This is a genomic window from Reichenbachiella sp. MALMAid0571, assembly GCF_040151475.1.
Classification (GTDB): domain Bacteria; phylum Bacteroidota; class Bacteroidia; order Cytophagales; family Cyclobacteriaceae; genus CAXBNB01.
The window spans coordinates 1-14,311 of sequence record NZ_JBDKWG010000113.1 but is presented as its reverse complement, the minus strand read 5'-3'; the positions used below and the strand labels follow the sequence as shown (position 1 = coordinate 14,311).

The following is a 14,311-nucleotide window of genomic DNA, read 5'->3' as shown; positions in this document are numbered from 1 at the left end:
TAGGTAAAATTGTGTTAAACTCTACTATTATGAAATTAAAAGCCTTAATCTTAGCTTTTGTTGTTTTAGCAGCAACTGCTTGTACTCAAAGAACTTGTCCTACTTACGCACAGAATGATGTGAAGAGTGTGAACTTGTCAAAATAAATCAGGATATGTGGATGTAGTTATATATCCGCATACTTTTTAACATGCGCTTCTGAGATGGTTTTATCGCTCATTATTATAAGTCGCTCCAATACGTTACGCAATTCTCTAATATTACCACTCCAATTTCCATTTTGAAGTAAACTTAGAGCTTCTGGATCAATTTTTTTAGGCATGATTCCGTAGCTTTCTGCTATGTCGGCAAGAAATTTATCAACTAAAAGTGGAATATCTTCTTTTCTTTCTTTTAAAGTTGGAACATTAATGACGATTACACTAAGCCTGTGGTAAAGATCCTCTCTGAAATTATTGTTGGCAATTTCTTCTTTAAGGTTTTTGTTTGTTGCTGCGATTACTCTGACATTAACACTAATTTCTTTATCTCCACCTACTCTGGTGATTTTGTTTTCTTGTAGAGCTCTGAGAACTTTGGCCTGAGCTGATAAGCTCATATCGCCTACTTCATCTAAGAATAATGTACCACCATCAGCCTGTTCAAATTTTCCGATTCTCCTTTTTATAGCTGAAGTAAAGGATCCTTTTTCATGGCCAAATAACTCACTTTCAATCAATTCGGATGGAATAGCAGCGCAATTTACTTCTATTAGCGGCATTTTGGATCGGTTACTTAGCTTGTGTATGGCGTTGGCAACAAGTTCTTTTCCAGTACCATTAGCTCCGAAGATAAAGACTCTGGCTTCTGTTGGAGCTACTTTTTCAATCATCTCTTTGACTTCAAGTATCCCTTCTGATTCTCCCACGATTTCCATCGATTTGGACACTTTCCGCTTGAGTATTTTTGTTTCAGTTACCAGATTTGATTTTTCACTCGCATTGCGAATAGTTAAGAGCAATCGGTTAAGATCCGGGGGTTTTTGAACAAAATCAAATGCTCCTATTTTGGTAGCTTCAACTGCAGTTTCAATGTTACCATGCGCTGAAATCATTATGAATTGAGCATTTGTGCCGGATTCCTGAGCTTTTTCCAGAACCTCCATTCCGTCCATTTCAGGCATTTTAATATCGCAAAGGACAATATCATAGTCATTTTGAAGAATCATCTCAAGCCCTAATTTTCCATTTTCGGCTTCTTCAATGTCGTATTTCTCATATTCAAGGATATCGCGGAGAGTGTTTCTAATGCTTATTTCGTCATCAATGATCAATATCTTCTTCGCCATAATAGTTGTTTGTGTTTTAATAGATGAATGTCTATGCCATTTGTTTTTAAAACAGACCTATAAGCCGGGTTCTGTATCCATAAATGGATCCTTATCATTTATCTGGCTTTGCCATTGCTGACAAAGTCTATCAATCTACCCTTCCTGCTTCTCAACAAGTTGAGATAAAACGGGTCGTTTTGAACAGGATTTATTTGATCTTTCAGCTCGTAAGGTTTACACTGCCATTTTAATCACTCAAAATGCGGTGGGCTCTTACTCCACCATTTCACCCTTACTCCATTTCTGACGAATCAGAAGAAGCGGTATATTTTCTGTTGCACTTTCTGTGCTCTGTTAAAAGAACACCTTCCTGTTAGGAAGTACGATACCCTATGCTGCCCGGACTTTCCTCTCCATGATATGGAGCGATAAGGCGGTCTGTTAAGCACAAATTTAATAATTAAGAATGAATAGACTGAGCTTTATGAATTTATAAAGGAAGATTTTTGAGAATACGTTAGAAAATGTCTTTTCCTGTTATTTTGAACTCCCATTGGTCGGCAAGATTTGCTACATCCAGTATCACTTTTTTTAACAACTCTTCATTGAAAATTTTGGTATTGAATACTGATTCTACTTTTAGAAACCCATTAGACAATGAGAACTTGCAATAAGGATATTTATGATTTTCTATCAACAATTCTCTTATATCGAGGTTTTCTTCCGAGTCGCATACTTTGGAGGAAATGTTTATCCTTTGCTCCTTTTCTGTAATTTCTGCAATGACAGCTTGAAACCGCTCATCTTGTAAGGGAACGATAATTACAGATCTTTCGTCATCGTATTCAGAGTAGTTTCCTTTAATCTCCTCAGCATATGACTTCATAAATTCATTTAGATGCATTTTTTTGAATTAAAAGGTGGACAAATCAATTACATAAAAATACATAATAATAAACTATCAGAAAATTTATTGTAAGCAAATCTTTATTTACTTTTTGAAACTGAGTTTTCCTCTTCCTCTTTACGAACCCCCTGAACCTTATTTAATGTTGAATCACTGGTTTCATTATTTTTCTGATTCTTTTCTCGGGAATCAATTAAAATGTTTTTGAGTTGATCAAAACTTCTGACAAATTGAAGGCTAAATCCTGTCTCTGTGCTATTTTCCCCCAGTTCTCGTGCAGCAGTGTTTATGTTGGAGCGACTATACATTTTTGCTCTGAATCTGCCGTCTGGTGTTAGTAAATACTCCACTGTCCAATCACCAATGATGGAAGAAAGGTCAGAATTGCTATTGCTGTTATTGTTGGCGAAACCACCACCTCTGGTTACCTTTAATCTACCGTCTAAAAATGAGTATGACAATCGTAACTGAAATGTGTTGAAGGCCTCATCACTTAAGACAGGAAGATTTACATCTACTTCCAGATTTTCATCTACCTGAGTAGCCCAATAACTCAATTGGTTGGATACAAATTCACTAAGACTGTTGCCGAAAGTTTGTGATCCATTAACCTGGAAACTGTTTTCAGGAGAAAATTTTCTCAATATGACCAGACTAAAAACCTGACGTTTCATCTCTTGTTCATTTGCTGCTAACCTGTTTTTAAAAGCACTGATCTGTGCATCCAAAGGGATGCTTCCTCCTGTGTTAAGGTTAACATTATCAGGATAATCCTCAATATTGATATCAAAACTTATTTCGGGAGAAAGTAAATTTCCTTTTAGATAGAGATCAACGATAGAGGGGTACTTTGTTCTTAAATCCGGGGAATTGTCTGCATTGACACCAGTAAGTATAGGTGCTAGTGAAGCGAGCTGGCGGTATCTCGCATTAATGTTCATTTTTGCTCCATACGGATCACCATACCAGGATATGCTACTGCCTTTTTGAATATCAAATTCTTTGTTGATGATATTGTAAAGAGTGAAATTGTATCCACCAGATTCTATTTGTAAATCTCCAAACATGTTAAAATCTCCATAAGGGTCTATCTGGAGTTTAATATTTCCATTTCCTCTTCCTCTGATGATATCTCCAGCTTTCACATCGAATATTAATTCTGTGTAGGCATCATTGGTCAATTCTATATCAAAATCAAGCTTTAAACCTTTTAGGTCGATTTCTTCTTTTGCAATCTCAGCCATTCTTTTTTGATGTTCCGGATCTTTAAGGTCAACAAACGTTATATAATCTTTTTGCTCTACGTTATACTCGGATAATTCACCAATAGGTATAGAGATTCTTGTTCCTTTAGTGGTTTTTGCTCTGGCATCTATTTGTAGGTTGTTTATTGCTCCCAAGATACTGATGTCTCCGGTAGCATTGGCCGAACCATAATAGAGTTTGTTATCTTTAGAACCCGTATTTAACAGCTTGAAGTTTTCATACTTTCCTGAAATATCAAGTACGAAATGTTGAAAGCTATCATGAAAAATACCCCCGTTAAAGGTGGCTTTATTGTTGAGAGCATCTACCAGTACCAGATTTTCTACTCCGATTTGGTTTTCTCTGAATAAGATGCCTCCTGAGAATGAGTAATTGGTATTGGTGTAATTGATTTTGATTGTTCCTTTTGTGATTTTTCCTGATGCATCTTTACTGTCTAGAATGGGAGAGGATGGGTTTCCGGAAATGCTAAATTTTCCAGATGCAAAACCACTTAAATTGCTAAATTGGTCTTTGACGAAAGGTTGAATGACATTAAGATTGGCACTATCAAAGACAGCAGACATTTCTAATTGATTGTTGTCTTTTTTAGGATAAAAATATCCATTTACATCAATAATTCTTTTATTGGCACGGTTTACTGTAAAATCCATGCCCAGACGGTCTCTATTGTTTTCCCAATCCGAAAAACAATCAATGTCTCCTACAAGAAAATCTTCGATATAGAAAGATTTGGCTCTAAGGTTACTTTCTATCAATACGTCATTTTCCAGTTTGTTAATATCTATGTTACCGTCCACTACTCCACTTATTTGCATCGGAAGGAGGGAATTTAGACTACTTACGTTAAACTCCCGGATATCAAAATGCAGTTGATCACTGGCATTGTCTGATAGAGTGCCATTCAGTGCGAGTGATTGGATGCCTTGAATAAGTTTTACATTATTGAAATCAAGCTTGTCATTGATGTAAGTGATTTGATTTGTGCTGTCAAATTTCCAATACTTTCCCAGAGCCTGTATGTCTGATTCCAAAAAATGAAAATTTATTGAATCTTGTGAAAAGTCAATTGTAGCCCTTAAGTTTAATGTGTTTTTTATTTCTTTTTGATCTAAATTGAATTCTAAATCGACATGGTTGTTTGACCATATAGATTCTAAATAAATATTATCAGTGCGTGAGTTTCCATTCCAATTTTGCTCTTTGGAAGAAAGGAAAAAGGAAGAAAGAGTGTTTCTGTAAGAGTTTTTCTTGGAAATGGAGATATCCAATTGATTTTGAAGAAATAGGTTGCTGTTAATTATTAAGCTGTCTAAGTTGGTATTAAGGCTTAATATTGATGTTTTATCTGAAACAAACTTTCCTTCTAAAATTATTCCCTTTGATAATTGAATATTAGGGTAAAATGGTTGAACGAATTTGTTGGCATCTCTTAAGTTTATTTTCAGAGCAACTTCAAAAGTTTCAATTTCAACTTCCTTTTGACTGTAATATAAGTCTATACTGTCTTGATTATTTCGTATATTAAGCCACAGCTCTTTATATAAATTATTAAATTCATTTAAGACAGTGCTGTTTTTGAAATTTCCTTTTGCTTCTGCGCTGAGCCCATCGGTTTCCAAAGAAACAGTCCGTTCGTCTCCTACCAAAAATGACAAGAATTTCACAGAGTCTAATTCTAGTTTGTCTGAATCTATTATTAGTTTCGGATTTTTTAAATTAATGTATCCTTTGAGACTGTCAATATGAAATTCTTTTATATCCACTTCTATACGAGATGAAATAAAAATATTTCTCTCTGAGAAGCCTAATGGTTGTAGGTTGAGTGCATCCAAACAGGCACTGATATTGATTTTATCCCGATGATTGCGGATATCGATGTTTACCTGACCATCAAAGACAAGGTTGGGATCTTTAGTTTGTAGGATTCCTTCAAAGTATCCGTTGGCAAGGTCTCCGTTAGCGTATATATTGGAATATTTATAGCCCATGACACCTATGGAGTCTATTTTAGCATTGAGGTGTAAAACGGCACTTTTTATATCCAGCCCTTTGCCTTTGATATTGCCGTTGAAGTATATTTTTTGAAGTAGCTTTTCGTTATTGAATACCTGCCCCAGATCGAAATCTCTTAAAATCAAATTACCAGAATATTGGGCTTTTTTTCCTTCTTCCAATTTGAAGTTGAGATCTGATTTTATAAAACCTGCAGCCATCGTAAAAGTGCCATGAGATACAAAATCTGTTGGAAAACCCAGGTATTGACCTTTGAATTCAATCGTACCCGTATTGGGAAGGTTTTTACGGTATTGCTCAGGGATATACCTTAGAAAGTCTTCTGGTGAGAGTGTGGCTCTTCCAAGGTTGACGTCTATAAATGTCTCTTTTACCTTAGGTAAACCGAAAAAGTTGAGGTCACCCTCAATTAAAGTGTTTTGACCAAATTTAAGATGTATGTTTTTGGCTCTTAAATCGCCTATCAAACCTTGTATTTCACCGGATAATTCATACGTTTGATTGATGTGGTCAATATTAGGAGCAAAGAGAGCAATATCATCTGAACTAATAAAAGAACTGTCGAGATTCACGAAGAAGCTTACACTATCCACAAAATAGCTTAGGGCTGATGACGATGCGTAATTCAGACGAAGTGAATCCCTGATTTGGCTCTTGTCGGTTTTTAAATCGAGACTGGAAAATGTAATAGACTGATTACAATAACTAAAAAGACCGCTTAAACTTTTAATGTTTAATTGCTCTTTAATATCTGTGGCATTCATAGAGATCAAATCAAAATCTATAGAATCAGCTTTTTGAACAAAGTGATTGGCTGTAGCAGAAATATTTTTGTAACCAAAATGAGTGTAATCTTTTCTTTCTTCTAGTAGTGGTTTGGTCAAATCATTATAAGTAAATGTGCCGTTGTTTATTTTGATAGATTCTATAATGACAGGAGAGGACTGACTACTCTTATTTTGTTGATTTTGCTTTAATTGTATAATAAATTCAGAAATATTGATGGCAGTGCTGTCTGTTTTTTTTATCAGGTGTACCGCAGGGTTTTGCAATTCTATTTCATCAAAAATTACTTTTTTGTTGACAATGAGATCATAAAGCCCAATGTTAGCTGATATGTGATGAGTTGTCAGTAGTACACTGTCTTGGTTGTCATAGATTTTCAGATCATCAAAGAGAATATTGTCATACCAGGATAAATTAACATGCCCTATTTCAATATTGTAGTCTGTTTTTGATGATACAACCTGACTGAGAGAGTTTAGTATTTTTGTTTGTACAATTGGAATTTGGATGATAGTTACAACCAAGGCAAAAAAGATCAGAAAGAAAACCGGAATGTAAAGCAATACCTGCTTCCAGTTCCAGATCAAATTTTCTTTGTTTTCAGTGTCTTCCATCAATTATGCAAAACTAAATTGTAATCTTTAGAATTTCTTTTTCCAACAGTCTTATTATCCGTTACCAGTACTTCTACTTACTTGTTTTAGATATGGTATTTTTCGTTTGAAAATCCATTTTTTGCCTTTGAGATTCCAAAATTTCTTTTTTCCTACTGTCTTCTCCATATTGGTAACGTATTTTTGTTTCAATTTTTTGAATATGGATATTAATATTTTAGCAATAGAGTCTTCATGTGATGAAACTTCGGCAGCAGTAATGCAAAATGGGGTGATTCTATCCAATATAATAGCGACTCAAAAGGTACATGAAAAGTACGGAGGTGTAGTACCTGAACTGGCCTCCAGAGCTCACCAACAGCAGATCGTTCCTGTAGTGGACAGGGCACTGGTAGAGGCAGGGATTAAAAAGGAAGAACTAAGTGCTGTGGCACATACTCAGGGACCAGGTTTGTTGGGTGCTTTATTGGTGGGGTCTTCTTTCGCAAAGTCGCTCTGTTTGGGACTAAACATACCTCTTATATCTGTTAATCACATGCAGGCTCATATTCTCGCTCATTTTATCGATGATCCAAAACCGACATTTCCAATGCTTTGTTTGACGGTAAGCGGTGGACACACTCAGCTTGTGAGGGTTGATGAAAGTTTGGAAATGCGTATAGTTGGTGAAACCAAAGATGATGCTGTAGGAGAGGCCTTTGATAAGGCAGCAAAGCTTTTGGGGCTGAATTATCCAGGCGGGCCATTGATCGACAAACACGCTAAAGAAGGTGATCCGGATAAATTTCAATTTGCAGAAACTTCTATGCCGGATCTTGATTATTCCTTTAGTGGTATCAAGACATCTATTCTTTATTTTTTGCAAAAAGAAATGAGAAAAAATGAGAATTTCATCAAAGAAAACATGAACGACCTCTGTGCCAGCATTCAGAAAAGTCTCATTTCTATGTTGATGGAAAAATTGATCAAGGCTGCTAAAAAGGAAGACATAAATGAAATAGCCATTGCTGGTGGCGTGTCCGCCAATTCAGGATTGCGACAAGCGTTGATGACAGAAGGAGACAAGCAAGGGTGGAATGTATATATTCCAAAATTTGAATACTGTACTGATAATGCGGCAATGATCGCTATGGCTGGCCATTTTAAGTATTTGAAAAATGATTTTGCTTTATTATCATCTGCTCCTATGCCCAGAATGCCATTTTAACTACGAAATTATAGAAGGAGATTGAATCTAAATGAATATTTTAGAACTTGAAGTTGTTATAAACAATAAAATGTAATGTCAAAAGATAAGAAAAGGTTCAGTAATGATGTGAACATCAAAAACAGGAAAGCGAGTTATGAATATACATTTATTGATAAATATGTGGCCGGAATCGTGCTACAGGGTACTGAAATAAAATCAATCAAGGAAGGCAAAGCCAGTTTACAGGAAGCACATTGCCATATTTTTAAAGAAGAATTATACATCAAGGGAATGCACATTGCAGTTTTCACCGAAGGCACTTACAATAATCATGATCCGGTTAGAGAGCGAAAGCTTTTGCTTTCAAAGAATGATATTAGAAAAATAGATTCTAAATTTAAAGAAAAAGGGTTGGCAATAATTCCGTTGCGATTGTTTGTAAACGGCAGAGGATTTGCAAAACTTGAAATAGCTTTGGCAAAGGGTAAGAAAATACATGATAAGAGAGATTCCATTAAAGAAAAGGATGTAAAGAGGGAATTGGATCGTAATAAATATTAAGTCCATGATTGAAGATGAAAAGGGCATTTGTCGCATGAGCCTTGTGCCAATGAGGTGTGAGCCGAAGGATACAGAGGCTATGGTTTCTCAAATTTTATTTGGTGAACACTATTCAGTAATTGATAAAAAAAAGGAGTGGTTGAAAATTGTATTAAATTTTGACAACTCCGAAGGTTGGATTCGAAGAGATCAGCACGAATCAATTTCAGTCGAATACTTCGAACAAATCAACGACTCTGATTACAAAGTGTGTACCGATCTTTCTGGTAATATTTTCTTCAAAAAGAAGCATGTCAGCATATTGCTGGGGAGTATTTTACCTATTTCCACCAATGAACTATTCAAGATAGAGGAGCAAGTTGCTTTTAATGGAGCATCCAAAAGCTTGAATCAAAAACGTGAATTTGAGTTTTTCAAAACCATTGTTTCAAAGTATATGTATTCTCCGTACTTGTTTGGAGGAAAATCACCATTTGGAATAGATGAGAGTGGTTTTGTTCAGCAGATTTTCAAAATTTGTGGTTATCGGATTGGGCGGACATTGACCGACCAGGTGAAGCAGGGAAGTGAAGTGGCTGGTTTGCAAGAGATAGAATCCGGAGATATTGTTTATACAGGTAGTGACAGACCCAACGGTGCTTTTATTGCTATTTCAGAGCATGAATTTGTGGGCGTGTACAGCGGTGTTGTTCAAAAAATTGAACCATCTTATTTCCAAAATAATATCTTAGCTATAAGAAGGATGTTGCATCCTTATTAGACTTATATCATCCTTTAGGTACACTTGTAAATATTTAGTAATTCGACTTACATAGTGATCAGAGCAAGGAAATTAGCTTTTCCAACAACCGTTTCAGTCAAATTCATTATTTTGGCATGATAACATAAAATCACTGTCATGGTTAGTAGGAAAACAAGAATACTGATATTTCTCGGAGTAGTGTTATTTGTCATAGGGTGCAGTCAATTAAAAGAAGAAAAAAAGAAACCTAATATCATTTTGATTATGTCAGATGACATGGGGTATTCAGATATAGGGTGCTATGGAAGTGAAATAAAAACGCCTAACCTTGATGCATTGGCTGGAAATGGTTTGAGATACACCCAATTTTACAATACATCCCGTTGTTGCCCTACCAGAGCGTCTCTACTTACAGGATTGTATCCTCATCAGGCTGGTATTGGTCACATGATGAGAGATCGGGGAGCGGATGGCTACCGAGGAGATTTAAGTGAGAATAGTTTAACTATTGCACAGGTATTGAAAACAGCAGGTTATTCTACTTATATGGCTGGTAAGTGGCATGTTACTCCACTATTACCCGGTAATAAAAATCCAAGCAAACACAATTGGCCATTACAAAGAGGTTTTGATCGGTTTTTTGGTACTATTCACGGTGCGGGTAGTTTTTATGACCCTAATTCCCTGACATCCGGAAATACATTTATAGCTCCTGCAGAAGATTTTTATTATACAGATGCTATTAGTGATACTGTTGTTTCATTTATCAATGATCATTCGTCTGAAAATCCATTTTTTATGTATGTGGCCTACACTGCTGCCCATTGGCCTTTGCAAGCACCTCCAAAAGATATTGCTAAATACAAAGGTGTATATAATAAAGGCTGGGATGAGTTGAGAAAGGAGAGGTATCAACGTATGATTCGAATGGGAATCATAGAAGAGCAATGGAAGATGTCTGAGCCAACGCCAGGTGATAATAAATGGGAAGATACAGAGATGAAAGACTGGCAGGCAGCATGTATGGAGGTGTATGCGGCTATGATCGATAATATGGATCAGGGAATTGGACGAATCGTTGCGGAACTGGAAAGGAAAGGTGAATTAGATAATACTTTGATATTGTTTTTACAGGACAATGGAGCTTGTGCTGAACAATGGGGTTTTTGGAGGGAAAATGAAATAGACGTTGATCCGGATACTTTGAAACCTATGGACAAAGGAGAATTGCAGTATAGAATGCAACCTAAGCAAACACGTGACGGAAGACCTGTACGTTCAGCAAGAGGTGTATATTCGGGGGCAGCTGACACTTATGTTGGTTATGATATTGGATGGGCAAATGCTTCCAATACGCCATTTAGAATGTACAAGCATTGGGTGAACGAAGGAGGAATTTCTACTCCGCTGATAGTTCACTGGCCAGAAAAAATTAAAACTACTGGCGAATTCAGGAATCAGTATGGTCATTTAATAGATGTAATGGCAACATTTGTCGATGTATCTGGAGCTACATATCCAAAAACACAAAATGGAAAGGAAATAATACCAATGCAGGGAGTGAGTTTACTGCCTACATTTGAAAACAATGAACAGTTAAGCAGAGGTGCTGTATATTGGGAGCATGAGGGGAATAGAGCGATCAGAAATGGAAAATGGAAATTGGTCTCAAAACCAGACCTTAGCAATAGTTTCGTATTTGATAAGCAAGATCAGATCAATCTAACCGATTGGCAATTGTATAATATGGAAGAAGACAGGACGGAAATAAATGACCTGTCTTCCCAAAATCCTGATCTTGTCAGTCAAATGGCTCAAGACTGGTATCAATGGGCAAAAGATGCTAAAGTTATTCCCAAGCCAATACCTAAGAAATAGAGTGATCTTAGATTTTAACCTAAAAATCCCAACACTAAATACATAAGAAATGCTACCATTCCAGCGACCAGAGCATAAGGCAATTGAGTTTTTACATGATCTACGTGATCACTGGCTGATGCCATAGATGAGATGATGGTCGTATCCGAAATAGGAGAGCAGTGGTCTCCAAATACTCCACCACCTAAAGCCGCCCCGATCACTAAATATATATTGCTGTCGAAAGATTGAGCCATAGGTATTGCTATCGAAATCATAATGGCAAATGTACCCCATGAAGTGCCAGTGGAGAAAGCTATAAAGCAACTTACAGCAAATACAATAGCCGGAACTAAAGCAGGAGTGAGCCAGCTTTTAGTCATTTCGGCTACATACAGACCCGTTCCCAGTTCTTTACAGAGACTACCAATTGCAAACGCCAATACCATAAGTATTGCTAATGATACCATTCCTGACATGCCTTTTAAAGACAAGTCAATCATTTCTTTTATTCCCATTATTTTTTGAACCCTATACATCAGCATGGCTACTATTATAGAGCAGGTTACTGAGGTCAATACGGATGTTGAGCCTGAACCTTTTCCTATAGCATCAAACACTTGCATAAAAAAACTCAGACTTGAATCAGAGCTATTCCAACCGGTATAAGTGAGCATGATGGGCATCAATAAGACCATCATTCCAATGGGTATGATCATATTGATAGATCGGTTAGGAACATTTGGTTTTGCTGACAATAGTGTAATTTCATCAGATATCATAGGTACGGCATCATCAGCCAACAATTTGCCTTCATCGTTCGCTCTTTTTGTGGCCTTCTTCATTGCTCCAAAATCTTTGGATGTTAGAATGATGTAGAAAACTGTAATGAGTGCCAGAAAAGGGTAGAAGTTGAAGAAGATAGATTTAAAAAGCACTGCAAATGGATTTTCTATACCTTGTAAAATGAGCAAGCCCATGATGTAAGCACCCCAGGCGTTGAAAGGGAAAATGATGCAAGAAGGGGCAGAGCTTGAGTCAACAAGATATGCGAGCTTTTCTCTTGGTATTTTTAGCTTGTCAAATAGGGGTCTGTACAATGTGCCGACAGTAAGGATAGAAATGTTGGATTCGACAAAAATAAGTATGCCTGTGAGTGCCGCAATCAATTGTATTTTCTTTCTATTGCCCTTCAGATTGTTTTTATCTTCCAGATTATTTAGTTTATTTTTTACAACTGAAATAAATCCATCCACACCACCGGATCGTTGGATAAGTGCTATCAGGGAGCCCACCAAAAGAGTAAAGATGACGGTTCTGGTATTTCCGGCATCATTAAAAACCGTTACGAATGAATTAAGAGTATCGAATGATCCACTGAAAATATTTCCATTGTTGACTATTAGCCAGCCAATCCAAATTCCTAAGGTTAGAGATAAATAGACCTGTTTGGTACGGAGTGCTAAGAAAATGGCAACAATGGGTGGTAGAAGAGACCAGAATCCGTAATTATCCATGTATTGATTAGGTGTTTAAATTTCAATATTTACCGTTCGTAAGTTAGGTTTTTCTTTTTTATGTTAAAATTTATTTGTGATTGACAATCTTTTATAGTGCTATTATTTTAAAAAATGACTAACTTTTACGTGTATCAAATCCTACTACCATGAAAAATTTTATTCCTATTCTACTGTTATTATTTGTATTACCTATTTCGATAAATGCGCAAAACAAGTGGAAAATTGATCCTGTACATTCAAGCATACAGTTTGATGTCACGCACTTAGTTGTATCTACTGTTACCGGAAAATTTACAGAGTTTTCAGGTACTGTAGAAGCTAAAAACGACTCATTTGAAAATGCCAAAGTGGAAGCTAATGTAGAAGTGAAGAGCATCACTACCGAGAACCTGACACGCGACAATCATTTAAAGGAAGATGATTTTTTCAATGCAGAAAAGTTTCCTCAAATTAAATTTAAAAGTGAATATTTCAAAAAAGTGGCCGATAATGAATACTTACTTTCCGGAGATCTCACCATTAGAGATGTGACTAAAAAAGTATCTATGAAAGCTGTACACACTGGTTCAATTACAATCGGAGAGAAGATTGTAAGTGGGTTTAAAGTTAACTTTACAGTCAATAGGTTTGATTTTAACCTTAAATGGGACGATACACTAGATTCTGGAAGCTTGGTTGTTGGTGAAAATGTAGATATTAAAATGAATCTGGAATTGATAAAAATGTAATGAAATTTCTTTTTTAACCTTCTTATTCCAAATTTTAGTTTACTTATTTTATTCAAACGAACTTCTTTCATTCTAATTTTACTTTGATTAGTATTAAGAGTTATTAGTAATAATGAATGAAAGAACTTACTACTGAACAATTTAGTAACCGTTGGGGAATCATACTAGCATCGTTGGGAATGGCTATTGGTGCGGGTAATCTTTGGAGGTTTCCAAGATTGGCAGGGCAATATGGTGGTGCTTTCATTATCCTATGGATTCTTTTCTTATTTGTATGGTCCATTCCTTTGCTGTTGGCAGAATTTTCAATAGGAAAGAAATTCAGAAAAGGAGTAATTGGTTCTTACGGAGAGTTAATTGGGAAAAAGTACACCTTTCTTGGCTTCTTTATCGCAGTATGCACGTTGGGCATAGCTTTTTACTATTCGGTGGTTACCGCTTGGGCCTTGAGGTATTTTGGTTTTGCTCTTTCACATGTGTTTTCTTCTTCTATAGCAGATTCAATCAATCAAAATCCCCAATACCTTGATCAATTTTGGCTTGATATTTCTAATGGAAATGGAATTACCATAATCATCTTTATTGCTGTTGTATTGGTAGCAGTTTATGTACTTTCCAAAGGAATAAACAATGGGTTGGAGAAAGCTAATAGAATACTTATTCCTTCATTGTTTGTGTTGAACGAACCTCCTTCGTCGGAAGCCCTTCGGGGAATGCCAAAGAACTTCTAACTTCGGAGTTCACAAAATAAGAATTGAAGTTATGAAAAAAAAGTAAAACAATCATTGAAAAAGCATGTGAACAAGTACCTAATTT

At 36.1% G+C, this 14,311-nt stretch carries 10 protein-coding genes and 1 other RNA gene; 6 read left to right on the top strand and 5 right to left on the bottom strand.

Annotated features, from left to right (window positions below; all coding sequences use genetic code 11):
• Positions 1-166: 166 nt before the first annotated feature.
• The 4 genes from AAOP42_RS06680 to AAOP42_RS06665 form a co-directional block, all read right to left on the bottom strand.
• On the bottom strand, positions 167-1,327 hold the full coding sequence (locus tag AAOP42_RS06680) for a sigma-54-dependent transcriptional regulator (protein WP_349527699.1): 1,161 nt from the start codon (positions 1,325-1,327) through the stop codon (positions 167-169).
• Between the two features lie 44 nt (positions 1,328-1,371).
• Positions 1,372-1,754: RNase P RNA component class A (gene rnpB, locus AAOP42_RS06675), an RNA gene on the bottom strand.
• 72 nt (positions 1,755-1,826) lie between these two features.
• Positions 1,827-2,195 (bottom strand): hypothetical protein, encoded by a 369-nt coding sequence (locus tag AAOP42_RS06670; RefSeq protein ID WP_349527698.1) that lies wholly within the window; start codon positions 2,193-2,195, stop codon positions 1,827-1,829.
• Between the two features lie 101 nt (positions 2,196-2,296).
• Positions 2,297-6,898 (bottom strand): translocation/assembly module TamB domain-containing protein, encoded by a 4,602-nt coding sequence (locus tag AAOP42_RS06665; RefSeq protein ID WP_349527697.1) that lies wholly within the window; start codon positions 6,896-6,898, stop codon positions 2,297-2,299.
• A 202-nt stretch (positions 6,899-7,100) separates the two neighbouring features.
• On the opposite strand from AAOP42_RS06665, the gene tsaD reads away from it, so the two are divergent.
• The 4 genes from tsaD (at position 7,101) to AAOP42_RS06645 (ending at position 11,268) form a co-directional block, all read left to right on the top strand.
• Positions 7,101-8,105 carry a tRNA (adenosine(37)-N6)-threonylcarbamoyltransferase complex transferase subunit TsaD gene (gene tsaD, locus AAOP42_RS06660; protein WP_349527696.1) on the top strand — a complete coding sequence of 335 codons (1,005 nt, stop codon included), beginning with the start codon at positions 7,101-7,103 and terminating at the stop codon, positions 8,103-8,105.
• Between the two features lie 75 nt (positions 8,106-8,180).
• On the top strand, positions 8,181-8,648 hold the full coding sequence (smpB, locus tag AAOP42_RS06655) for an SsrA-binding protein SmpB (RefSeq protein ID WP_349527695.1): 468 nt from the start codon (positions 8,181-8,183) through the stop codon (positions 8,646-8,648).
• 4 nt (positions 8,649-8,652) lie between these two features.
• Positions 8,653-9,408: a C40 family peptidase gene (locus AAOP42_RS06650; RefSeq protein WP_349527694.1), complete on the top strand. Its 756-nt coding sequence runs from the start codon at positions 8,653-8,655 to the stop codon at positions 9,406-9,408.
• 138 nt (positions 9,409-9,546) lie between these two features.
• A complete protein-coding gene (locus AAOP42_RS06645; protein ID WP_349527693.1) occupies positions 9,547-11,268 on the top strand; it encodes an arylsulfatase in 1,722 nt (573 codons plus the stop codon).
• A 14-nt stretch (positions 11,269-11,282) separates the two neighbouring features.
• Here the strand turns inward: AAOP42_RS06645 and AAOP42_RS06640 are convergent, their stop codons facing one another.
• On the bottom strand, positions 11,283-12,764 hold the full coding sequence (locus tag AAOP42_RS06640) for a Na+/H+ antiporter NhaC family protein (RefSeq protein WP_349527692.1): 1,482 nt from the start codon (positions 12,762-12,764) through the stop codon (positions 11,283-11,285).
• A 149-nt stretch (positions 12,765-12,913) separates the two neighbouring features.
• Here AAOP42_RS06640 and AAOP42_RS06635 point away from each other — a divergent pair, with 149 nt between their 5' ends.
• Together AAOP42_RS06635 and AAOP42_RS06630 are read left to right on the top strand one after the other, a co-directional pair.
• On the top strand, positions 12,914-13,495 hold the full coding sequence (locus AAOP42_RS06635; RefSeq protein WP_349527691.1) for a YceI family protein: 582 nt from the start codon (positions 12,914-12,916) through the stop codon (positions 13,493-13,495).
• A 116-nt stretch (positions 13,496-13,611) separates the two neighbouring features.
• Positions 13,612-14,226: a hypothetical protein gene (locus AAOP42_RS06630; protein ID WP_349527690.1), complete on the top strand. Its 615-nt coding sequence runs from the start codon at positions 13,612-13,614 to the stop codon at positions 14,224-14,226.
• Positions 14,227-14,311: the final 85 nt, after the last annotated feature.